This is a genomic window from Myxosarcina sp. GI1 (assembly GCF_000756305.1).
GTDB lineage: Bacteria > Cyanobacteriota > Cyanobacteriia > Cyanobacteriales > Xenococcaceae > Myxosarcina.
The window spans coordinates 24,523-49,095 of sequence record NZ_JRFE01000006.1; the positions used below are offsets into that span (position 1 = coordinate 24,523).

The following is a 24,573-nucleotide window of genomic DNA, read 5'->3' on the forward strand; positions in this document are numbered from 1 at the left end:
GATTACATGACCAAACCCTTTCGCTATTATCTATTTTCAATACAGGTCTACTAACTAAGTGTATCTACAAAAGAAATGGTAATTGTGGGCAAAAAGCAGGGAAAAGATCGATGGAATTTTTGCCCCTGCCTCAAACAAAACTACTTACTATTCTTATTTAGACTTTTGTGCGAGAATATTATTAATGGTTGCAAACAATTCTGGTTCGGCACAAGGCTTAACTAAATATGCTACAGCCCCCAATTGTAAAGCTAATTTTCGATGTTTTTCGCTATCTCTAGAAGTTAAAATAATTACGGGAATATCTTTAAGATTAGAATTTTGGCTCAAAGCCTGCAAAAATTGAAATCCATTCATCAAAGGCATTTCGAGATCGCAAACGATCAGTTCGACTTCACTGGATTTTTGCAATTTACTAAGAGCATTAATTCCATTATCAGCCTGAATTACTTCCTGGCTGATTTTTTCTAAAGACATAGCAATAGTTTTACGCAAGCTGCTCGAATCATCAACTACTAACAGAGTTTTTGCCAGTGAAGAGGCTTCGGGAAGCAGTTGCGGGGTCTCTGAATTGCCAGGCAAAGCTTGAAAATTAACATCGGCTAGAAATGCTTTTTGAGTAACAAGATCTTTTTTGGACTGTGCATCTCTGAGTAAAGCTGCCCCGTCGATGACTAATGTCAAACTGCTGTCTTTGAGAACGCTACAGCCATAAATGTAACTAGGAGGAATAATCGCACTACCTAAAGGTCTAATAACTAATTCTTGTTCACCTAAAACTTCATCGACTTCTAAACCGATTAAACCTCCCTGTCGGCGCAGCAATAAAATAGGATTGTCAAGTCTAGATTCAGAAGGTTTCCTTTGAGCAATCGTTCTAGGATATTCAATCAAACTAGAAAGCTGTCGTACGGGAATCATATCCGTACCAGATTCAGTGTGCCAATGTAAAACTTTCTGTCCTTCAAACATTTGCACTTGCGAATTGTTAGGAATTACGATTCTTTCGATCGCATCAATTAACAAAGCATAGGTCATACCTGCGGCTTTAGTCAGCATTAGTTTGGCGATAGTTAGAGTTAGAGGAATTTGCAGCGCGAAAGTAGTTCCCTGTTGGGGAATGGACTCAATTGATATGGTGCCATTCATGGCTTCAATTTGCGATCGCACTACATCCAATCCCACGCCTCTGCCAGATAAATCGCTGAGTTTATCGGCAGTAGAAAATCCTGGCTCAAACAAGATCTCTAGTAGTTGCGATGGAGACAAACTATTAGCTTCTTGTGGGGTAATAAGTTTTTTGTCAATACCTTTTTGTTTGATTTTTTCAATATTGATTCCACCGCCATCATCACCTACTTCGATAATAGTTTGGCTGCCTTGATAGTAAGCTCTCAAAAATATAGTTCCAGTTTCTGGTTTGCCCATTTGGACGCGATGTTCGTTACTTTCCAAACCATGATCGAAGGAATTACGAACCAAATGTAATAAGGGATCGTATAGTTTTTCTTCAATTGTTTTGTCAATTAAAATATGACTGCCGCTAATACTTAATTCGGTTTTTTTACTATGAGTAATTGATAGCTGCTGTAGCAAGCGAGGAAAGCGATTGAACAGTCTGCCTACTGGCGACATTCTAGTTTCAATCAACTCATCTCGCATATTTAACAACATTCTTTGTTGTTTTTGGGCATCTAGTTTTGCTTGCTTATTATGGGTTTTAATTTTTTCTGCTAAGTCGATTATTTCATAGTTGCTAGTTTGAGCAGATTCTAATAGCTTACTTAAATCATTTTGATTTTCGACTTTTGATATATTAATGTTTTTTCGTTCTTCTATGTTTGAAGCATCGGTTAATAGCTGTAATTTTTCAGGCAAATCTTTTAAAATTTCTTTTTGATGTGAAGAAAGTTGAGCTTCATCAATAAGACCGATAAGCTGCTCGATTACTTTTTCGTTATGATTGATTTTATTTATTAACTCTCGAACTAAATAATGAATCTGTTCGTCTTTAAGAACGCTTTTATTGCGATCGATTAACAATTCACCAACTAGATCGTTTAGTCTTTCTAAAGATTCTAAATTAACCCTAACGGTCTGATTTACAGCAGGTTGTTGTTTGGGTTTTTGGTGTCCTGGAGAGGAAAAGCTGCCGTATCTGTTTGCCGTTTTAGATTTAGATATTTGAGAGTTTTCTGCGACCGCAGGAACTGAGACTTCTGAAGGCACAATTGCTTTTTCTGCTGCTCGCTCGGAATCTTCTTTAGTAGAATCTTTTCGAGTTTCGTTAGTAGTTACTTCTGTAACTTCTTCGCTCATGCCCCAAATCTGGCTGAGATCGGAGTCTTCCTCTTGGTTTTCAATCGTCGTCGCTTCTGCTGTCTCTGTCGATTCGTCTTCTGCGCCGATGCCCCAAATTCCACTGAGAAATTCTGTGTCTTCTTCATCAGCTTCAGCAGTAATTGCTTCTGCTGTCTCTGTCGATTCGTCTTCTGCGCCGATGCTCCAAATTCCACTAAGAGATTCTGTGTCTTTTTCCTCATCAGCTTCAGTAGTAATTGCTTCTGCTGTCTCTGTCGATTCGTCTTCTGCGCCGATGCTCCAAATTCCACTAAGAGATTCTGTGTCTTTTTCCTCATCAGCTTCAGTAGTAATTGCTTCTGCTGTCTCTGTCGATTCCGCTTCTGCGCCGATGCCCCAAATTCCACTAAGAGATTCGGATTCTTCCACTTCAACCGTCGATATCGCTTCCGACTCATCAATTGCGGAAGCATCCAAAGTAGAGACAAATTTTTGCAATTCGGGAATGGGTTCGCCACCACGCTCGCGATCGCCTTCCATAACCTGTTTTTGCGCTAGTTCTAAATTGGCGATCGCTGCTTCGGTAATTGCCGCAGCTTGGTGAGGATTAGTATCGATCGCGGTAATAATAGTTTGAGAGATTTCAGCAAGTCCCAAAAGATTGAGAGATTCTGCCAGACCGAGAAAAATTTCTGCTTGAGAGCGCAGAGTTTCGGCAATCTCTTTATTGTCGTTGCTGGCTAAAGCTACAGACAGTTCTTGAATCCGTTCGGGAATAACTGCTTGAAAGAAAGATTCGACCACATCTAATCCCAATTCTTCGGAGGTAGGAAAAGCATCCTGATCGCTGAGATAATCGCCAAATTTATCTTGTAATTCGGTAAAAACTGTTGCGGTTCGGTCTAAGATTTCATCGCGGTCTATAGGAGCCTGACTAAATTCAGCGGTTAGAGGAATTCGCAAGCAGTCTAAACTTTCATAGAGTAATTTTCTGGTTTCGTTATCGATTACTAATTCTTTATTGTATAGGGCTTTAAAAACATCTTCCATTGAATGAGCTACGGTTTTGATGGTTTCCAAACCCACATTTGCCGCTCCTCCTTTAAGAGTGTGGGTAGCTCGCATCAACTTATTAACTCTCCTCGGTCGTTCGTTGAGGTCGGAAAGTTCGTCATTAATAGCCAATAATTCTTCTTCAATGGTTTGCAATAGTTCTGGAGCTTCTTCTAAAAAATACTGATAGGCTTGGTCGCGAATACTAGGATCGGTAATCATCGTCGGAGAGTTCTCTTAGATATAACTGTAACTGCTGTTTAAACATAAAAAAGATGACTTCTGAAACGGATATTCTCAATCCGTTCCAGAAATTCAGCCAAAAAATTCAGACTTCTACTTGACTTTGAACTGAGAAACGCTGGCTTGTAAATTTTGTGCCAGTTGTTCTAGCTGTTGGAACGAAGCCGAAATTTTACTGGAATCCTGGGTAGTTTCGTTAGCAATTTCTGCTACTTGCCCCATAACCGCAGTTACCGATTCTGCTTCTTGAGTTTGGGCATTAGCCGCAGAAGTAATTCCTCTAACCAAAGTACGAATTTCGGCAGTAGCGGTAACGATTTCGTTCAAACTCTTGCGAGTGGTAGTAACTAGATCGGTTCCCTCTGCTACCTGTACGACTCCAGCTTCCATTGCTGCCGCTACCTCTTGAGTTTCCTCTTGAATTTCTCTAACAAGTTTTTCAATTTCGGTAGTAGCTTCGCTCGACTGAAGCGACAAATTTCTTACTTCATCGGCTACTACGGCAAACCCTTTACCGTATTCGCCCGCTCTAGTAGCTTCCAGGGCAGCGTTTAGTGCTAACAGGTTGGTTTGAGTGGCAAAAGTACCGATGAGACTGACTACCTTAGAGATTTTTTGCGAAGAATCGCTCAAGCTTTTAACTCGCTTACCCGCTTCGGCTACGGTTTGCCGCAGACTAACAATACTGTCTACCGTGTCATTCATTGCCGCATCGCCAGCTTGGACGGTACGATCTGCCTGTTCGATCGCCATTTCTACTCTTTGAGCATTGTTGGTAGTAACAGTCGATGCATCGATCATTGCCTGGACGCGACTTAATGCCTGGTTTAGCTCCTGCAACTGTTTTTGAGATTGCAAGGATAGACCATCTACAGCATTACTACTAGAACTAGTAGTTTGAGCGACCTGAGCGGCAGCTTCCTGCACCTGCATGACAATTCCTTTTAGAGAATCGAGTGTAGTATTATAAGCTCCAGCGATCGTACCAATTTCGTTTTCTGTTACCTGAGCGCGAACGGTTAAATCGCCAGTAAATGCAGGTCTTACTGTCCGTAGCATTTCTACTGCCTGTTTTTGCAGTTCTTCTTTAGCGGCTCTCTCACGTTTGATAGTTGCTTCGAGTTCTGCTGATTGGGCTTGAATGCGGTCTAAATAAGTGGCTTGCTGGAGAGCGACTGCTAGCTGATTGGCAATTTGCACCATTAACTGAGTTTCTGTTTTTTGCCAAGCACGAGTACCCGAATTTTGGTAAATACCTAATAGTCCCCAAAGCTTCTCTCCCTGAAAGATAGGGACGAGAATATAAGCTCTTGCCTGATATTTTTCTAAGGACTCGACATAGCAGTCGGGAAAGCCTTGGGTGTAGATATCGTCTACGGCAGTAAACTTTTGACCTTGAGCGTATTTATTACCTTCTCTGGTATCTTCAAAATAAGTATCGGTGACGGTAATATCCTTAGTCCCCCACTTTCTGAGGATACACCGGTCGTTTTTGACGCGAGCATCCCGAACGACTTCTTCTAGTTCGCCGCCACTTTTTTGCTCTACCAGTAGCGATACCCAATCACCAGCGACAGATTCGGCTACTACCTGTCCGCTCCAGTCTTCTTCAAACTGATAGACGATACAGCGGTCGGCTTGTAAAACTTTGCGTACTTCTTTGGTGGTAACTTTAAAGATCGAATCGATATTTTGAGATTGTCTGATTTTATCGATTAGATCTGTAGTAGTTTTGGCACGCTCAGCAGCGATCGCCTGTTCTTTTGCTTGCTGTTTGAGCTTATTTATATACTCTGCTTGCTGGAGAGCTACAGCTAGCTGACTGGCAATCTGAATCATTTGTTCGGTTTCAGATTCTTCCCAAGTGCGAGTTCCAGAGTTTTGATAGACTCCCAATAGTCCCCAAAGCTCTTCTCCTTGAAAAATGGGTGCGATTATATAGGCTCTTGCCTGATATTTTTCTAAGGAAGAAATATAGCAGTCGGGAAATTTTTGCTTGTAAATATCATCGACGGCAGTAAATTTTTTACCTTTGGCATATTTACCACCTCTGGTACGCTCGAAATAAGTATCGGTGTCGGTAATATCGTCAACTGCCCATTTTCTTAAGATACAGCGATCGTTTTGAGTACGGTTGCCGCTAAGGACTTTATCTTCTTGCTGTTCTACCAGTAAAGATACCCAGCCACCAGCAACCGATTCTGCTATTACCTGTCCGCTCCAGTCTTGGTTAAATTGATAGACGATGGCGCGATCGGTTTTGAGGACGTGGCGCATTTCATCGGTAGCAACTTTAAAAATTTCATCGATATCCTGCGCCTTACGAATCCGCTCGATAATGCGATTGCTGGCTTTTTCCTGTTCTGCCTGTTTTTTAAAGCGATCGAGATAGCTAATTTGCTGGATGGCAATACCTACTTGTAAACCCAACTGTCTGACGGTTTCTACTTCGTAGTTTTGCCAGCGACGCGCTCCCGTATTTTGATAGACGGCAATCAAACCCCAGAGTTTTTTGCTAGCAAACATATTGCTGTCGCTAAGGAAGACAGGAGCGATAACATAAGCTCTCGCTTCCATCTGTTCTAGTAGTTCGATGTGACAGGCTTTATGATCGGTAAGATAAATATCTTCAACGCTAAAGCACTCACCATTCTTGTAGCGACCGCCTTTGGTATTTTGCAGGAAAGTATCTTCGATAAATGGAACCGTATCTAACAGGCTAGTCCATCCAGGAGCGACAGATTCGGCAATAAAATTACCACTATAATCTTCATTAAAGCGATAAATCGCTACGCGATCGACATCGAGGATTTTTCTACCTTCGGTAGTAGCAATTTGAAAGGCTGCTTTTTCTTCTTTAGCCAATCTGACTTTTTCCAAGATTTTAGATAGACTTTTTTCGCGTTTAAAAGTCTCATCCATCTGCTGACTTTGAAATTCTATGTTTCGCAAATAAGATGTTTGCTGTAGCGGTAAAACGAGGCGAGCGGCAAACTCTTTTACTTGCTTGACATCGGATTCTTGCCAGTTACGAGAACCAGAGTTTTGATAAACGCCTAGCACTCCCAAAAGCTGGTTATTGGCATGGATTGGAACTACGATATAGGCTCTTGCCTGCATTTGCTCGAATTTTTCTAATACCGCACGTGCTAGTCCTTTAGATTGGACATCGTTGGCAATGTAGTACGACTCAAATTCTCCGCCTTTAAAATGAAAGTCTTTATCTAATACCGAACCCATAGGATTCCAGCTAGAACCAAAGGATTCAGCCAAGACTTTCCCACTCCAGTCGGGATTGAAGCCAAAGACAGCGGCTCGATCTAGTTTCATCGAAGCGCGAACTTTGTCTAGCAAATTCTGCATTTGCTCTCTAGCTTCATTGTTGATTGAGGTTAAAAAATCTTGTTGCGAAAATTGCTCGAATTTTTTAGCCTGAAATTTCAGGTGACGAGTAGAGCTAATTTGCTTGAGGGGATGACTAAATCGCTCGGCATATTTTTGCATCTGCTCGATTTCTGCTGGTTGCCAATTACGAGGTTCCGAATTTTGGTAAACGGTAAGTATGCCCATTAAGCGATCGCCAGCTTTAACCGAAACAGCAATGTAAGCTTTTGCCTGTAAAGCTGCAACAGATTCTTTCAAACAGGGAGCGACATTTTGTGCATCGATATTGTTAACCACGTAGTAGGGTTTGTGATTTTCAGTGGTGATAAAACAATCTTTGTTAAAAGAATCACCAGCTTTTGTCCACTGAGAATCTACTGACTCGGCTAATACTTCCCCACTCCAGTCAGGATTGAAACCATAAATTAGTACTCGATCGGCTTTCATAGACTGGCGAATCTCGTGCAGCATACGCTGCATCGTGTGATGAATTTCACGATCGATAATTCCTACCAAATCTTCCGATCCTGACTGTAATTTAGGTAATGGAGGCTGCAAGGCGCGAGATAGTTCGATACTCAAGCGATCTAACAAATTGATTTCGTCTTCCTGCCATTGGCGCGGTTGGCTGCACTGTTGAACGACCAATAAACCCCAAACATTAGTAGCAGTATTGGCATTGTCGGGCAAAAAGGAATCGAATACTATAGGAACGGCTAATGAAGATTTTATTTGAAATCCTTCGAGTAACTGTTTTTGGTACGGGGTCAAGCTACTGCTGGCAACGTTGGCGATCGCTACATAGCCTTTACTCTGATAGTCTGCTACCGATTGACCTCCAAAACAATTTCCAGGTATGGTTTGCTCTAAAGCAGGAGTCCATCCCGAAGTTAATGCTTCTGCTACTATCTGACCGTTGCTTTCGTCATCAAAACGATAGATAACAACGCGATCGGCTTTTAGTTCGCTCTGTATCGCTTTAGTAGTGTTGTTTAAAAGACTGTTGGAATCTTTTGACTGACGAATTCGTTGGAGCACTTTCCAAAGGCGTTCGCGCTCTTGCTTGAAAAGATTTTTTTTGATTTTTTGAACGATTTCAGTTTTAGAAGGATTGGCACTCGATTGACTACCATTTTCCAGGTTAGTTTCGGATGAATTTTCAGTGTGTAGTGTAGTTGATAAATCCATAATTTCTACTAGTAAATAATTTAATTTTTGAGTTTTAGTGTTTAAATTAATTCTGTATTTTAGCTACGATAAGAGTAGTTGAATTCAGTCTTCATTGAGAAAAAATTAAAAATTTCTCTGGCATCAATGGACATAATTATTTGATTATTGGTGTTAGTAAAATAACCTTGCAGAAAAGGTATTACTTCGGCTGAAAATAATTCCGAAGAAGGTAACTTAAACTGTTCTGTTTCATATTCGACTAAATTATCAATTTTTGGGACAACAAAACCAATAGACTGTCCTCGATCTTCGACCACCATAACTAATAATTCACGTTTTTCTGCGTCTGAATCTAGTGAGGGAGGATAACCCAAAAGATTTTCTAAATCTACAATCCAAAGCATTTCGCTGCGCCAGCTATAAGTTCCCAAAATACAGTAAAACATCTGCGGAACGGGCAAAATATCGTCTGTAGAAACAGTTATTACTTCAGTAACAAGTTTTGCTTCTAATAAAGCGATATCACCTGAAGCAGCTAAAGATTGAGTTCGCTTTTCACCCAACTTAAATTGCAAATATTTACGAACTGGTTGGGAAAAGTTAGTTGCTTTTGTAGCAAGGCTAAATGACAGTGAGTCAGATGTGGATGAACCTAACATATTAACTTTTGAAAATATCTTTATTTAAGCAGTAATCAGCTGTTGAACTTTATCAATTAGTTCATCGCGGTTTACGGGTTTGGCAATATAAGCATCTGCACCAACTACATCGCCCCAAATTTTATCGGCTTCTGTAGACTTAGAAGAACAGAGAATAACGGGAATTTTTTTAGTATCGATATCTGCTTTAAGACTGCGGCACATTTCAAAACCACTTTTACCACCCATTACCACATCTAAAACAATTAAACTGGGCTGATATTGACTCAATTTTTCCATTGCTTCTTCGGCACTATTTACATCGAGTACCGTTAATCCCATTTGTTCTAAATAAGTAGTTATTACTCTGCGATCGGTCAAACTATCATCAACTACCATGACTTTACTCATGATTAAATTATTCCTCTAAAAAATAGCAATACTGTTAGCTTTAGAGTTCCCCAAAACTTTATGAAACTAACTGGTGAATTTACACAAATTAAAACTTTTACTCTGTTACTAAGCTTGAGTTGTTAGAAGCTATAAATTTATTAACTTTAGATGAAGTTTTTAAATTTTTTTCTATAGCAGCGATGATTTTTTCTATTTCTATAGGTTTGGCAACAAAAGCATCTGCCCCAACAACTTTGGCTCTCATGCGATCGACAATACCATCATTGCCAGTTAAAAAGATTATAGGAGTATTTTTAAGTTTGGAAACTCTTCTAACTTGAGCACAAATTTCATAACCGTTGACTACGGGCATGCCGATGTCTAAAAAAATCAGGCTGGGATTATCTTTGATTAAAGCAGGCAAAGCCTGTAATGGTTCTTGAATACTGATAAAGCGATATCCTTGCTTGGTAATAATCTGTTCCATGATTTTACAGATTTGAGGACTATCATCAACACAAGCAATTAATGGAACGTTGCTATCATTTTGCTGCTGCCGAGTAGATAGCTGGGTCATATGTCTGGGAGGTTCGATATCTTTTACTTCCAGTAAAGTTAAAAGACCCTGTTTAATATAAGGAACTAAAGTATAAGAGAGCTTATGTACCTCTTTGTCCATTCGATAGCTCAAATCTCTTAAAGTTTGTCGACCATCTAACAATCTTAAGAAATTTTGGTAGACAATACCCGATACTTCTTCGCGTAGCTCATTCTGTTTATTCATCATAGGAGCTAAATTTGGCGACCAATCTGCAAGTCCTTTTTGCTGCCACTTTAGCCAAGTTTGTAGGGCGGTATTAAGAGTATCTTCAATGTCGATTAAAGCAACCGATCTTGATGTAGTTGAGACTAGAAATGAAGAAGCAGACTTAGGTTCGAGCGAAATTTTTAGAGATCTTTTGCTTTCGATTTGTAGTATATCAAATAAACATTCAATTGCTCTTATTTTTATTAGTTCGCTGGCATTTTCTTTATCAATTAATTGTTTTTCAAACAAAAATTTTAAAATTGAATAATTTGGACATTCATTCTCGTTAAAATTTTTTACTTCGAGTTCTTTCCAGTTGACATGAGGGCAGTATTTATCAATAGCTCTTTTCCAGGCGCGATTGGGATGTATGCCGCCACTAGTCCAAACTAAGCGTCCCAAACGCAAACAGATATACCATGTTGTTATTTGCTCAAACTGTACGATGATTTTACCAGTAAACTGTTTTTGTTTGAGATAAATTAATTGATGATAAAATTTACCTTGAACTTGATTCATGACGAATTAAGGATTATGTTTTTTGCAATCCTCGGTGACAATTCAATATTAATACAGATAATCTGTAAACGACTTGCTTTTCAAACAGCGAAACATTTACACCAAAATGGTTGACGCATTAAAACTATCAACTAAAAGTTTTAGACAACGTAACTTTAGTAATATTTACTATTCTAAAGATGAAGCGAGCGAATGCAAATAGTAAATACACCGAAAACAATATAAAAAGGTTCAAACTATAAGTTTTTTAGCTGCTATGTATTAGTTTGTTTTTGTACCATAGGCTATTTCCTGAGTCAAATATTTTTCAATAACGTTATTAATCTTACTTATTTCTATAGGTTTACTCAAAAAATCTGATGCGCCTGTAACTTTTGCTCTCACGCGGTCTACAATACCATCGTTGCCAGTTAAAAAGACTACAGGAATGTCTTGTAGTTTAGAAACTTTTTTAATTTGCAAACAAACTTCGTAGCCATTTACTACGGGCATTCCAATATCTAAAAAAATTAGCTGGGGATTAACTTTAATTAACGTTGGCAATGCTTGTAAAGATTCTTGAATACTAACAAAGCGGTAGCCCTGTTTGGTAATAATTTGCTCCATAATTTTGCAAATTTGTGGGCTATCGTCTATGCAGGCAATAAGTGGAGCAATAGAAGTACTAGAAGGAACTGCTGCCGAAGCTGCGGTTTTTGAATTGTACTGAGGGGGATTGATGTCTTTGACTTTTTGCAAAGCTAGCAACTCTTGACGAATGTAGGGGAGTAGAGAAACTGCTAGCTTGCTTACTGGTCTGCCCATTAGATAACTCAAATCCCTAAGTGTTCTTTTGCCATCTAATAGTTTGTGAAAATTCTGATAGATGTCTGGCGATACTTCCTCTTTTAGCTTTTCTGAGTTGTGTATGGTAGGAGCTAAATTAGGAGATACATTTTTAAGTCCTATTTGCTGCCAATTTTGCCAATCTCGTTCGGCTTCATTAATAAGCTCTTCAATACTTACCAAAGAAATTGACCTTGTCGAAGCTGAAACCAAAAAAGTAGAAGCTGAAGTGACCTCAGTGCTAATTTTTAAACTTTGTTGGGTTTCTAACTGTAATAGATCGAATAAGTTTTCTATAGCTTTGACTCTAACAATTTCAGTTGCCGTTTCGGGTTTAATTAGTTGTTTTTGAATTAAAAAATTTAGAATGCAATAATTTATACGCTCAAAAGTTTCAAGATTTTCTAGTTTCAGTTCGTTCCAGTTTACTTGAGAGCAATATTTATCAGTCAGTCTTTTCCAAGATCGATTGGAATGAATTCCGCCATCGCACCAAACCAGTCTTCCCAAACATAAATATATATACCAAGTAGTTTTTGGGTCGAACTGTACGATAATTTTGCCCGTAAATTGTTGTTGGCTGAGATCTATTAACTGATGTGAAAATTCACTCTGCATCTGATTCATGGCATTTTATAAACTACAGTTTTAAATCTTTTATAGCACTTAACATTTCTTAAAGATCTATATTTTTTGAATTTTACAGAAAATTTATTCTAACAATACAACAGCATTAATATTATTTGTTAGCGGGCATCATTTTATACTGTAAATAACCGAACAATAATAGAAAATTTACTTAAATAAATACTTTATTAAAAAAGTTATATCTAAATTTCCATAATTATACTTAGAGAAGCTGTAATTAATACCATTTTTTAAAAGAGTATTTTTACAAAATTGTATGCTTTAAAAAAAATACAAAAATTTGGTTTAAATATCTCCTCATTTTCCTGGTTCCTTAATTCTCTATCGATAGCGCGATCGAATTTTTAAAACATACTCTTGAAAAGTGATGGTGTAACGAGGGGACGGAGAGGAAGTTTATTCGTAGAAAAATTACTCAGTCCCTTTTTCTCCCAATCTCCCAGTCTTTTTTTATTTTCTAAGTTTCATAGCTTACAGCTTTCTTAGTATTTAAATTGACTTTTGAAAATGAGATCGAATAGTCAACTTAGTTTTTGCATCCTAAACTATCTCTTGTAGATACTCCCGTTGTGGGATTGACACCATCCGCTCTTTTACAGAGAAGATATATTTGGTAGCGGTCTAAAATTGCGTTAGTAAAATCTGCACCATCAATAGTAGTACCGTCAAAAGAGGTACTTGTAGCTACAGCTTCGCGAAAGATAGTGTTAGTTAAGTTTGAATTATCTAAAGCTACTCGATCCATTAGAGAGCTAGTAAAATTAGCTCCTGATAGATTGGTATTGATAAAAGTTGCTTTGGTCAAAATTGAATTGCTGACATCAGAGCCTTCAAAAGTGCTGCCTCGCGCATCAGCAGCAGCAAACACCGCGCCTACTAAATATTTATGAGAAAAGTCGCGATGGCGTATTTCGCTATAAGTATAGTTAACCGTATTTTCTTGAGCTAGAGCAGGACGAGCATCGAGCAATAGCCAGATTATTGCGATCGCCACTACCAAGAGTAAGCTTAGTAAATATCGAATAGTTAAAAACATATTTTTTAAAGTTAGTCGTTTTGAATAATAATTATCTTAAAACAGCGATCGCGTTTTTTTGTCGTTACTAATATTTAAATCTTTAAGGGAATTTCCTAGCAGATTCAGTTTCAATTTCGGCAATTTTTTCTTGAGTTTGCCGAATTTCTCTTTCTAGAGGTTCGATTACCGATTCTGGTAGCTGTTCGGAATAGTCGGCAGCTATGGCAAAATTTTCTAACGCTTCTTCAAGAACGGTAATATTGCTTTGCTCTTTACCAATTTGGCGTAAAATTTGTCCTTTAAGATAATAATGTTCTGGATTTTCAGGAGCGATTTCTAAGGCTTTGTTGGCGTATTCTAAAGCACGCTGGTATTGTTTTAAATCGCGATAGGCAACGGCTATACCTCTGTTTACTAAATAATTGGGTGCGGCATAGGTTTCAAAACGAGCGATCGCCTGTTCGGGACTGGAAAAGGGAAGATTTACTGCCAATAGTAAATCCATATAGCCTTTAATCAAGTTTAGTTCGGGATCGTCGCGGTCGATATCTTCAGCGCGATCGAGATATTTAAATACCATCTGTAGCTTATCGATGGCAGCAATAGCTCCTTGTTCGTGATAGAGATATGCTCCATTAAGAAAATGTCCTACTGCTAGATAAAGATTGCTGCGTAGAGGATCTTCAGAGCCGATCGCACTGGCAGTTTCTAAAGTCTTTAGAGCGTATTGCTGCAAACTCGTCCAGTCCTCTTTGGTATATGCCAACGAAGCCTGCATAGCATAAATCAAAGGTTCGTTGGTTTCTTCGGTTTCTGCTAAGTCTAGTTGTTCTTCGACTGTTAGATAGTTTCCTCGTAAAAAAACCGTTTTAAATGCAGATTCTGTCAGTTCGCCGATCTCACGGACGTTTTGTTCTCTAAAAGGATCGGCAGCTAGAGCGAGACTATTATCTAAGGATAATAGAGATCCTACTGCTAGAGATAAAGCAAAGAAAAGATTTTTCCAAATCGATTTACTTTGATTTTCCATTAATCTAATCTATCTGTTGAGTTTTTCAATACTTTGACGATTCAATTGTTAGCTAGTTCCGATGCGCTTGAGATTTTCTCAAGTGAGCGATGTGCGATTGGCGAGAGCTACCGCCAGAGCCTAAAAAGTATAATTTTTAATATAAACTGAGGTACTTTTTTATTAATGCTCTATCTTCAAGATTTGTGTTATCATCCCGCTGCTACAGTGACTCCAATTTTAACAAACATCAATCTAGAACTAGCTCCCCGTGAGTTAGGAGTAATTATTGGTGCTAGTGGTTCGGGAAAGACAACTCTACTAGAGATTTTAGCTGGACTGGCAGAACCAACGGCGGGAAAGATTATGTGGCGCGATCGCCAACTTACGGATCTAGAATTACAGCAACTGGCAGGATTGGTGTTTCAGTTTCCCGAACGACATTTTTGCGGCGGTACTATTTTAGAAGAATTGCGTTTGGGACATCCCGAACTAAGTTCGGCAAGAGTTAAAGAAGCTCTAAGCGAGGTAGGATTAGATCGTATATCTTTGAGTACGTCTCCTAATGCTTTGAGTGGCGGACAACAACGTCGTTTGGCTTTAGCAGTACAGCTAATTCGTCAGCCAAATATTTTAATGCTGGACGAACCTACAGCGGGATTGGATTGGTCGATGAAATCGCAACTGGCAAAACTTTTGTCAAAATTAAAAGAACACTGGATGCTGTTGGTAGTAACACACGATCCTGGAGAATTAGTAGAGATAGCCGATCGCTGTTGGACTATAGATAGAGGAGAGTTAAAGCAAGTAGCAGCAGCAGCGATGGGTAAATGAGCGATAGCAATCATTTGGAGCAGATACCAGAATTACCAAATATGATTGAGATTTGGCAAGCAACTCTTGATTGGCAGCCAGATCGACAACAGCAGCAGCGATTTCAGCGCGTCTATACCGAAATTTTAAAGGGCAATCGCCTACAAAATTTAACCCGTATTTCTGCGCCTGAAGCTTTTTGGGAAAAACATCTTTGGGATTCTCTATCGGGAACTATCGGTATTGATACAGATCGACCTTGTAAAGCGATCGACCTGGGTACGGGAGCGGGTTTTCCAGGGATTCCTCTGGCGATCGCCTATCCTCATTGGCAGATTACCTTACTCGACTCAACCCGTAAAAAAATTGCCTTTATCGAAACTTTAATTTCCAAGCTAAATTTACAGAACGTCAAAACTATAGCCGATAGAGCCGAAACAATCGGACAGCAACCAAATCTACGAGAAACCTATGACCTCGCTACAATTCGTGCCGTCAGCAAGGCTTCTGTCTGTGCTGAATACGCTCTGCCTTTGGTAAAAATTGGGGGTTTGGCTATTCTCTATCGTGGTAGTTGGAGCGATACAGACACTTTAGAGATCGAATCTGTAGCCGCTCAATTGGGAGGAAAACTTGAAGCGGTATATCCTTTAGAAACACCCCTAACTAAGAGTATTCGTCACTGCATTTATTTACGCAAGCATTTTCCGACTAAAAAACAATTTCCCAGAGCGATCGGTATACCCGACCGCCAACCACTACAAACGGCTTAAATGTTTCATTTCTACAGCGATAAGAGCTATTATGTATACTGTATGCGTAACACTGAAGTGATATTTACTTTAAGACCCGCGATAATTTACTCCCAGTTTCGACTTTATCTATGATTGCTATTCAAAGAAGTAAATCTTTACGAGAGCAAGTATATCAAGCTCTAAGAAAAATTATTCTGGCAGGAGAAATAGCTTCGGGAGAACGAATAGTTGAAACTAAATTAGCCGAACAACTACAGGTAAGCCGCACGCCAATCCGCGAGGCGATCGGTCAATTACAACGGGAACAGTTAATTGTTTCCAATCCTAATGGCGGTTTCAAAGTTGCTACCCTATCCGTCGAGGATACCATACAGCTTTATGATTGTCGTATTGCTTTAGAACAGCTTTCGGTAGCTAAAGCCTGTGAAATTATTAATGCCCAACAGCTACAAAAACTAGAAAGTTACGTAATTGCTGCCGAAAAAACGGCTTGTTCCAAGTCGGTTACTAGTTATGAGCTTTTGGAATTAGACTATCAGTTTCATCGGTTGATAGCTGAAGTATCGGGTAATCGCTGGCTATTAGATTTGCTCAATCGAATTTTCGATAAAATGGCGTTGCTGAGAATTCAAACGACCAAGCATAATCCAGAGGTGTTGGAAATTCGCTTAGAACACCGTAAAATTTATGATGCGATCGCTTCTAAAGATCCTGACATAGCCAGTCAAACTATTAAAGAACATTTGATTGCTAGTAAAAATAGAGTAGTCAGGGAAATAGAAGTTATCAATCTAAAAAGACACAAGGGAACAAGCAATAGTGACAACTAAAAAATCGGGTATCGAGCGGGTTTTTATTTGTGGTTCGGCTTTGAGAGGGCAGCCAGACCATCAAAATCTGCAAGCGGCAAAATTTATTAGAACTACCAAAACACTTCCCCAATATCGTCTTCATGCAGCGGAAAACGGCTGGCATCCTGCTATTTATGAGGTGGAAAGTGGAGGAATTAGTATTCCTGGGGAAATCTACGAACTGACTGAGGAACAATATGAGTATTTGTTAGCTAACGAACCCCCTCATATGTATCCTGATGTAGTGAATCTAGAGGCAGACGAAAAGGCGATCGCCATGCTCTATCCACAAGAATTAGTAAAAAAATATCAGTGGCCTGATATTTCCGATTTTGGCGGCTGGGCAGCATACAAACAGGCAACCAGCAATGAACAATGAGCATTTTTAACTGCTCAATGTTCAGTTATTCAAATTTATCTCGTTCCCAGTCGGGGCAATTATCATCCTGCCAACCGTAGGGGTGCATGGCACAAACCAGAAGATTGTCGTCATAAATTCGACCATGATAGTGAGCGCAGTTTATACAGGCAGGGTTGTTGTCGGCTGTAGGGCGTTGAAAACCTACTCCCATAAAATCTTCTTCTACCAGTTCGTCAAAATTTTCCCAAATGCTAACTTCAAAATTATCTTCAGTTTCATCAATTAAATCGATAAAGTCTCGAACAAATGAGTCTATTTCATTGGCAACTACATCTTGAACCCGATCGATAAAATCATCTACAGTTTCACCGATTTCCTCGGCAAAAGACTCTGCTGCTTTACTAGCATCGTTAAAAAATTCTTCCATTTCAGTCGCAGTTTTTTCTAGCTGTTTCCACAATTCTTGTTGCCAATTCATAGTCAAGCCGTTCGAGTTACATCTATTTCGATTATTTGACGATAAAGATTGCTGCTATTCAGAGTTTCTTTTTAGACGACGCAATTCTTCTTGTAAAGATTCTACCTGTTGCCGCAACTCATCTTTATTATTGGTTGTGGTTTCTTCTGTATCTGTTTCATCTACTATTTCAATACGGCGGGGTTCTCGGTTCTCGGTTTTAGTAGATGTGCCTTGTCCTACCTCATCCTTTTGAGCCTGTTCGACAATCTCATTGACAAACTTACGTGCCTCTTCGGCAGTCATTTCACCCCGTTCTGCCATTTCATCGGCTAACTTTTGCGCCTGAATTCTTAAGTCGTTAAGAGTGCCTCCCGCTTTTTCCTGAGCATAAGAAGCAAATCCAACACCCATATAAAAAGCTTTTTTAACAATATTTTCAAAACCTGCCACAGCTAGCTAACCTCTTTAATACTTTAGATCGCTTATGTCTCTATGATAAAAGAAAATAAATGCACTACGTTTGAGCGAGTAGACTAAATTAAAGCGAACTGTGATGATTGAAAGACAGGAGACAGTAGTAACAAAAGTTTTGGATAATTACTAACTTCTATTATTTTGTATTTAATTCTGTCTACCTACTTAACGTTTTTTCACAGAAAAGACTGCTAGAGTGTGGTTGGCAAAGTTGTTACTGCTGTTGGCGACGGTTTGAATCTTCGTCTAACAAATTCTGAAGCTCTTCAAAAGCATCATCATCAGACATATAAGTTGTTTCGTGTATTGAAACAAGTTCACTGTAGTTGTCATCGGCATCGACAGTAGTTTTGGTCGAGTGTCCATTGGTAACGGAAGTCGTTTCGTCAGCTTCTAAGCTATCAAGCCACTCAGAAATATCATCTAGATCGCTGTCATTTTCTGTACCCTCTAAACTTGCCAACCATTCGGTAAGCTCGTCATCTTCTTTGGTGTCTAGAGTTGGAGTAAATTGAGATCGTTCATCAAAAGTAATTTCATCTAAACTAATTTCTTGGCGATCGAGATTGTTTAACCCAAAAATTGCGTCTGCTTCTGATTCGAGAGCGATTTCTTGAGAATCGATCTCAGCTTGAGAAGGGGAAACATATTTTGACTCAGATTGTGGAACTTCTGTAGCGCGATTGATATCTACTTCAGAATAATTATTTATAGCTACTGAATTGCTGGTAAAATCTAAATCGCGAGTAGTTGAATCTTCTAAAAAAGCTTCGGTATTAGTATCCGACGGGCGATCGTCTACTGCTGCCTGACTGGCAACACCGTTGACATTGCTTGAAGCTAGATCTTCTCTAACTTCGATATTATTAACCTGTGAATTATTATCAAAATTATAACTATCGGGTTCTCTAGTTAAAGTAGTTTCTGGTTCGATATCTTTGGGTATACCAGTGGCACCAGGAGTTAAATTGGCATTGACGATTTGATTTGATTCTGGTGAAGTTAGCTTGTTGTTTGCAGAAGTAGCTGGAGTATTAGGGGTAGAGGTTGTAGTGTCTGCATTGGTTGGAGTGCGACGAGCCAATAACAACCCTCCCAAACCTAAAGGTATTAACAATAGCAGTAACCAATACCACGAAGCTCCTCCTCGATCTTCAGTATCGGGTGGAACTTCATCTGTGTTAGCCTGGGCGATAGTTGTTTTAGTAATAAGTTTGGATTCTGACGAATCTGCTATTTGCGGAATGCCAGCTAAACCAAAAAGTAAAGCTATTGCGATCGCCGAATTGGGTAATTTATTTAACATTTTTTATAAGCAATATCTAATCGCTTGCTGATTTTATAATCAGGTAAACCAAAATTATTTACCAACCAAGTAAAATCACGGTAAAGTTTTGCTGTATTTAACTACTTAAAATACTGTGGTTTTTACTTAATATATCAAAAACATAAAACTATTGCTTATAGAAGTCAACTTGTAAAGTTTGCGATAATATCTATTTTTAACAACCTATTTTTGTAAATAGAGCAAAATTAAGCTATTTTTTAGTTACGTAAAAATTAACCTTTACTTTAATTGCGATCGCAGCTTTATCTGCTGCCTTCTATTCTCTACCTTTTTTCAAGACTAACTAACAGTCTTACGTTCTGACGAACTAAAGTTATTTGCTGTTGTAGAAACCATTGCTGCCGCTAACAGTTCTGATGAGACTGTAAAAGGCAAACGATGAATATCAGAGCTTGAATTACAGGCAATCTCAGCAGCGTGGCGTAGTTGAGATAAGCTAATGTTTGCTAGTCCTAAATCTTCTAAAGTTTTGGGCAAACCAATTTGAGTATAAAACTGTAGTAGCTGCTGGCGAGAAGAAGTTGCAAGTTGATTTCCTTGTACCATTTCTTCTAGTCGCAACTGCACTAAGATTCCATAGGCGACTTTTTCTCCGTGCAAAGCATGATGAGTTTCGGGGATATGAGTCAATCCGTTATGAACGGCATGAGCGGCAACAGTCCGACAGTCAGCCCCGCCAATACCGCCAATTACTCCTGCAAGTAATACCGTAGCATCGACAACTTCACGCCATTCATCGCTGTGGGGGTTTTCTAAAGCGGTTTGAGATTTTTGCCAGAGAATATCGCGGAGAATTCTGGCTTGCTGTACGGCAGAGATAATTAAAGTTGCTGAAGAACTACCGCTACTAACCGATGCCTCATACCACTTGGCGATCGCATCACCAATTCCTGCGACTAAGGTTCTTTTGGGAGCGGTACGCAGCAAACTATAGTCGAGTATCAACAAATCGGGACAGCAAGACAGAGTAACGTCGTATTGAAATGCTCCTTGAGGAGAGTATATATTTGAGAGAGCCGTCCAGGCAGCGCAGGTAGCTCCCGAAGTCGGGATAGTTACTATTGGCAGACGACACTGATGTGCCAGAAGTTTGGCAGTATCTAGAGCTTTGCCACCACCTACGCCGATAATAAAATCGGCTTGATGTTCGGCAACTGTGGCTTTTAAACGAGCCAGGGATGTTTCGGCACAATCTGGAGTATAGCTAGCAGCAGCCCAACTTAACTGCACCCTCTCGCAAACTGGCTGTAAATATTTCTCCACCATCTCTAAAGTGCGATCGCCGCTTATAACCAAAGGACGATTGCCATATCGAGCGATTTCTTTTCCCGAATTTGTCAAACAGGTTTCTCCTCTCAATACTCTGGCGGGAGCAATAGATAGAGGAGTAAAGGTTGTAGTTACTGGCTGTGATAACTTAGTAGATTTTTGGCTCATAAGTTATTTGGTATTTGCAGTTGCTGGCGGTAGTTGGGCGATGTTTTGGGCAAACGATTTTATTTTTATATTATCGTCAGTTCTAGAATTAAGAGTACGCTCGGCAGAACCTAAGTACAAAGGAACTGAAACTCCTGGCTCGGGATGTATTACAGTTCTTAGCTCTATTAACAAACTATTGTTTCCACCCGCTCCCGTTCTACCATAAGAGTAAAGATCTGCTGCTGCCTGACGTAGAGTAGGTTCGATCGCCGACTTTTCTATTTTTGGCGGTACTGCCACTACAGCCAGGCTAGAACCATTATCGTAAACTAAAGTATATCGCGCGGCACCTGGTATTTCGACTTTTGGAGTTAAGCTCAAGCCCAAGGTAAATACACCTGCTGTTAGCACTCCCATAAAACCAGTAGCACCAACTAAGCGAAAACGATAGCCCCAGCCAAAAATAAAAGCTCCTATAGTAACTAACAAAAAAACAATGGTGAGAATTCCCGACCATTGGGCATAAGTAAATATATTAGTAGGTAAGTTCATTATTAGTTTTAACTTTTAGCTTTTGACTTTTGCTATAGGTAGCTTTCAAAAATTAGTTTACTAAAAAATGCGGGTTATTTCCTACTCATGGCAGCAAAATAACCCGCGATGTTTAATTTGTTGTTAATTTAATTTAGTTAGTCGCATCATTGACGGCATCACCAGCTTCATTACCAGCATCTTCTACAGCATTGCCAGCATCGTTAACGCCATCTTCTACAGCATCACCAGCTTCATTACCAGCATCTTCTACAGCATTGCCAGCATCGTTAACGCCATCTTCTACAGCATCACCAGCTTCATTACCAGCATCTTCTACAGCATTGCCAGCATCGTTAACGCCATCTTCTACAGCATCACCAGCTTCATTACCAGCATCTTCTACAGCACCGCCAGCATCATTGACGGCTTCACCCGCACTATCGCCAGCGTCTTCCATTTGACTTTCTGGATTACCTTCTGGAGTTTCAGGAGACTCTTGACACGCTCCAAACAATAGAGATAAGCCTAAGATTAAGGGAAACGTTAATTTTCTTAAGTTCATAATTGATAGATATTTAGTTAACCGATCGCTCTAATTAGACATTGAAGTGCTATTTAGAAGTTTCACTATAGCTAAAAAAATGTAAAAAAAGTGGAAATTTACAAACTAGAACACATCAGCGGCATTAAAGCAACCGTTTAAAAATATCGAAAGCCTTGCTCGGTAAAGCTTTTGATTTTTAATTTCTTGGCGAACGTCGAACCGCTCCAGCGGCTGATGAGGAGGTGGCGTGTGCGGAGAAAACCTCCGCGCCCTGTGACCGCCATGAAACCTCCGATACGCTTCTCGCCGCTTTTGACTTTTGATTTTCGCGTAGCTGTACTAGCCCCGTTCTATTTGAGCAAATATTTCTGCTAGTATTTCTCCCGCGCCCTGTTCTCGTAACCGAGCGGCTAAATCTTTGCCGAGTTGTTCGGCATCGCTTCTATTGCCAGTTACTGTGTCTTTAATTAGTTGTTTCCCATCCAGGCTGGCCACCATACCCACTAAAGTTAAAGTATTGCCTTCAATGCTGGTATTTACGCCGATGGGAACTTGGCAACCTCCTTCTAGTTCTCTTAGAAAAGAACGTTCTGCATAGGTGCGATCGCGACTGTCGGCATCTTCTAAAACTTTTAATACTTCTAAAATTTCTGTATCTTCTGCCCGACATTCTATACCCAAGGCACCTTGTCCTACTGCATGGAGCGAAATATCGTTAGGAATAACCTGATGGATGCGATCGCTCATATTCAATCTTTGCAAACCTGCAACTGCTAAGATAATGCCGTCGTATTCTCCTGCATCTAGCTTTGCCAGACGGGTATTGACATTACCGCGAATATCTTTAAACTCTAAATGAGGATAGTAGTGTCGCAACTGCGCCAACCGTCTGAGAGAAGAAGTACCGATAACTGCACCTTCAGGTAGGGTATCTAACTGTTTGTCCTGATGTTTGACATTAATCGCCAAAGCATCGGCAGGATCGACTCTTTTAGTCACGCAACCGAGCATCAATCCTTCAGGAAGGTTAGTTGGTAAGTCTTTGAGGGAATGAACCGCAAAATCGGTTTCTCGCTCCAGCATTCCCACTTCCAGTTCTTTAGTAAATAAACCTTTATCGCCAATTTTAGCTAAAGCAACATCAAGTATTTTGTCTCCTTTAGTGCTGATTTTATCGACCTCAAAGTCAATATTAGGAAAGTGCTTTTCCAGTTCGGCTTTTACCCAGTAAGTTTGCACCAGGGCAAGTTGACTTTTACGAGTACCAATACGAATAGTGCGTGTAGAAGTGTCAACGGATGTCATCAAAAATATTTTATTAAAAATAATGGGGACTCGATCTAGGGTATCGCAGTTCTCGACTCGGATTAATTAATTTTTGTCGATTGTGCGATCGCTACTCACAAAAAACTTTTAATGTCAAAGTCTCTAACAAAAGCTTGCTAAAAGCTACAGTTGAAAAACATCGACAAAAATACTTTTTTCTCCTCTAATTCTTTTAGGGTTGGGAGAATCGTAAAAAATCATTAAGCTATCATTTTCCTCTAAATAGGAATATATAGCCAATCCTTCTGCATGGTCGTAGCCAATTGTAAAGGGTAGGTCGAATAATGGTATTAAATCGTCATCTTGTTCGTGAACTTCACTTTCAGAAAAATCTAAAACGTCTTTCCAACGAAATAACTGCATTTCACCTTCTAAATCCATTGTCGGACCTGCCAAAATAATCAAGTCTTTTTCTTGAAAACATAATTCTCTAATACCCAAACCGTTGAGGTTGAGAAAATGCTTTCTGTATTTTGCCTCATCATCGCCAATGGTTTTAAATGTAAGCACTCCTGGTTCGCTTAACTCTAATTCCAGTTCTAAAACAATTGCCCAGCCTCGCAGTACGGGACCGCGCAACCCCAAAAACAGGCGATCGCCTTTTACTGCCAGACCTTCAATATCCAAACCATTATCTTTAGAAGGAATTTCTGCCTCGATAAACGGTTTGAGATGAGCGTCTTTTTTAAGAATTTCAATCAATAGGTTGCGGTTATCAATTGTCTGCAAACAGGCCGCACTTAAAGGTTCTCCCTCTTTGGGAGTACAGGACTTGACTAACTTACCGTTGATAACAGGAATTCTGGCAAATATAAAGCGGTTAAGATCGGTGGTAACGGTTGCCAATCTTTCTATAGCGTCATCTTTTCCTTTGGGTTTTTTGCGTTTGGTGCTATGAGAACCAGTAATCCATAAGTAGCCGTCGGCATAGTCCATACCTTCAATATCGATTTCATCGTCTGTATTGAAAAGCTCTACATAGTCGTTCAGTAGAAAACGTTCGTGTTTGCCATAGCTATGATTGCCAACAGGTGAAAGACGTTCGATTCCAATCATTTCATCAGAACCCACCCATAAATTACCGTCGGGAGTAAAAGCCGCAGCAGAAATATCGCTGATAATTTCGTCTGCTTCGTCTTCAAAATTGAGTAAAATACGGGTTAACAAGAAAGATTCTAAGGGATTCATGGCAATTTGCCTTTATAAACTGGTTCTTCTCTAGCAGCTTAATAAAAACTTTCTGGGGATAAATCTATCTTAAAATATAAAATGCGATCGCTAGAGCAATTAATTTTTATTTATAAAATAGCTCTATATAACTTTACTAGTTTTTCTTATTGACTTTAAAATCAAGAAAGTGCAAACTCTATATGTCTTTATGGTTTTTGACTTGTTTTCCTTGCTAAATTGGCATTTTAATTGATAATTAGTATGAATATTTACTTAGTATTTTAGATCAATGTAGACTACTTGATTGCGCGGTCAATAGGGTTGCTACTGTCGAAAATTACAGCTACATAACGAGACAAAGCTGTAGCAGACATAGAAGTTATTTGCCGCTCGAATTTACTGTTGTATTCGGTTTATCAGTAGTTTTTATGGTTTATTATTCGATAATTAAGACTACGCTTTATTTATGCAATATCGTCGAGCTAATAGTTGGCGATCGCTTTAATTCA

Annotated in this window: 20 protein-coding genes; 4 read left to right on the top strand and 16 right to left on the bottom strand. The window is 39.5% G+C overall.

The window, feature by feature from the left end:
* Window positions 1-153: 153 nt before the first annotated feature.
* The 8 genes from KV40_RS02090 to KV40_RS02125 all read right to left on the bottom strand — a co-directional run bounded on the left by KV40_RS02090 (window position 154) and on the right by KV40_RS02125 (window position 14,030).
* Window positions 154-3,576 (bottom strand): response regulator, encoded by a 3,423-nt coding sequence (locus KV40_RS02090; protein ID WP_036477540.1) that lies wholly within the window; start codon window positions 3,574-3,576, stop codon window positions 154-156.
* A 114-nt stretch (window positions 3,577-3,690) separates the two neighbouring features.
* On the bottom strand, window positions 3,691-8,169 hold the full coding sequence (locus KV40_RS02095) for a GAF domain-containing protein (RefSeq protein WP_052055271.1): 4,479 nt from the start codon (window positions 8,167-8,169) through the stop codon (window positions 3,691-3,693).
* A gap of 59 nt (window positions 8,170-8,228) precedes the next feature.
* The gene (locus KV40_RS02100; protein ID WP_036477543.1) at window positions 8,229-8,810 is read right to left on the bottom strand and encodes a chemotaxis protein CheW; all 582 of its coding nucleotides are present in this window, start codon (window positions 8,808-8,810) and stop codon (window positions 8,229-8,231) included.
* 24 nt (window positions 8,811-8,834) lie between these two features.
* Window positions 8,835-9,200, bottom strand: coding sequence for a response regulator transcription factor (locus tag KV40_RS02105; protein WP_036477545.1), 366 nt, complete (start codon window positions 9,198-9,200; stop codon window positions 8,835-8,837).
* A 97-nt stretch (window positions 9,201-9,297) separates the two neighbouring features.
* A complete protein-coding gene (locus tag KV40_RS02110) occupies window positions 9,298-10,509 on the bottom strand; it encodes a response regulator (protein ID WP_052055272.1) in 1,212 nt (403 codons plus the stop codon).
* A gap of 261 nt (window positions 10,510-10,770) precedes the next feature.
* A complete protein-coding gene (locus tag KV40_RS02115) occupies window positions 10,771-11,961 on the bottom strand; it encodes a response regulator (protein WP_052055273.1) in 1,191 nt (396 codons plus the stop codon).
* A gap of 547 nt (window positions 11,962-12,508) precedes the next feature.
* The gene (locus KV40_RS02120) at window positions 12,509-13,018 is read right to left on the bottom strand and encodes a pentapeptide repeat-containing protein (protein ID WP_036477549.1); all 510 of its coding nucleotides are present in this window, start codon (window positions 13,016-13,018) and stop codon (window positions 12,509-12,511) included.
* Window positions 13,019-13,100: 82 nt separating this feature from the next.
* Entirely contained in the window at window positions 13,101-14,030 is a 930-nt protein-coding gene (locus tag KV40_RS02125) for a Sll0314/Alr1548 family TPR repeat-containing protein (RefSeq protein WP_036477551.1), read from the bottom strand.
* A gap of 165 nt (window positions 14,031-14,195) precedes the next feature.
* On the opposite strand from KV40_RS02125, the gene KV40_RS02130 reads away from it, so the two are divergent.
* From KV40_RS02130 to KV40_RS02145, 4 genes are all read left to right on the top strand, one after another.
* Window positions 14,196-14,843, top strand: a complete 648-nt coding sequence (locus KV40_RS02130) for an ABC transporter ATP-binding protein (RefSeq protein WP_036477555.1) — start codon at window positions 14,196-14,198, stop codon at window positions 14,841-14,843.
* Window positions 14,840-15,595: a 16S rRNA (guanine(527)-N(7))-methyltransferase RsmG gene (gene rsmG / locus KV40_RS02135; protein ID WP_036477559.1), complete on the top strand. Its 756-nt coding sequence runs from the start codon at window positions 14,840-14,842 to the stop codon at window positions 15,593-15,595. Before KV40_RS02130 ends, rsmG begins: the two co-directional genes overlap by 4 nt.
* A 110-nt stretch (window positions 15,596-15,705) precedes the next feature.
* Window positions 15,706-16,407 (top strand): GntR family transcriptional regulator, encoded by a 702-nt coding sequence (locus tag KV40_RS02140; RefSeq protein ID WP_036477562.1) that lies wholly within the window; start codon window positions 15,706-15,708, stop codon window positions 16,405-16,407.
* Entirely contained in the window at window positions 16,397-16,807 is a 411-nt protein-coding gene (locus tag KV40_RS02145) for a gamma-glutamylcyclotransferase (RefSeq protein ID WP_036477564.1), read from the top strand. Before KV40_RS02140 ends, KV40_RS02145 begins: the two co-directional genes overlap by 11 nt.
* A gap of 25 nt (window positions 16,808-16,832) precedes the next feature.
* Here the strand turns inward: KV40_RS02145 and KV40_RS02150 are convergent, their stop codons facing one another.
* The 8 genes from KV40_RS02150 to KV40_RS02185 all read right to left on the bottom strand — a co-directional run bounded on the left by KV40_RS02150 (window position 16,833) and on the right by KV40_RS02185 (window position 24,082).
* A complete protein-coding gene (locus tag KV40_RS02150) occupies window positions 16,833-17,267 on the bottom strand; it encodes a hypothetical protein (RefSeq protein ID WP_036477567.1) in 435 nt (144 codons plus the stop codon).
* 54 nt (window positions 17,268-17,321) lie between these two features.
* A complete protein-coding gene (locus tag KV40_RS02155; RefSeq protein ID WP_036477569.1) occupies window positions 17,322-17,699 on the bottom strand; it encodes a phasin family protein in 378 nt (125 codons plus the stop codon).
* Window positions 17,700-17,937: 238 nt separating this feature from the next.
* Complete coding sequence (locus tag KV40_RS02160; RefSeq protein WP_036477572.1) at window positions 17,938-19,029, bottom strand: hypothetical protein; 1,092 nt, start codon at window positions 19,027-19,029, stop codon at window positions 17,938-17,940.
* 321 nt (window positions 19,030-19,350) lie between these two features.
* Entirely contained in the window at window positions 19,351-20,508 is a 1,158-nt protein-coding gene (locus KV40_RS02165; RefSeq protein WP_036477573.1) for an iron-containing alcohol dehydrogenase family protein, read from the bottom strand.
* A gap of 3 nt (window positions 20,509-20,511) precedes the next feature.
* Window positions 20,512-21,042: a Ycf51 family protein gene (locus tag KV40_RS02170; protein ID WP_036477575.1), complete on the bottom strand. Its 531-nt coding sequence runs from the start codon at window positions 21,040-21,042 to the stop codon at window positions 20,512-20,514.
* Window positions 21,043-21,175: 133 nt separating this feature from the next.
* Window positions 21,176-21,586, bottom strand: a complete 411-nt coding sequence (locus tag KV40_RS02175; RefSeq protein WP_052055274.1) for a hypothetical protein — start codon at window positions 21,584-21,586, stop codon at window positions 21,176-21,178.
* A gap of 321 nt (window positions 21,587-21,907) precedes the next feature.
* Window positions 21,908-22,873, bottom strand: coding sequence for a hydroxymethylbilane synthase (gene hemC, locus KV40_RS02180; protein ID WP_036477577.1), 966 nt, complete (start codon window positions 22,871-22,873; stop codon window positions 21,908-21,910).
* Between the two features lie 144 nt (window positions 22,874-23,017).
* Window positions 23,018-24,082: a DUF3616 domain-containing protein gene (locus tag KV40_RS02185; RefSeq protein WP_036477580.1), complete on the bottom strand. Its 1,065-nt coding sequence runs from the start codon at window positions 24,080-24,082 to the stop codon at window positions 23,018-23,020.
* Window positions 24,083-24,573 lie beyond the last annotated feature (491 nt).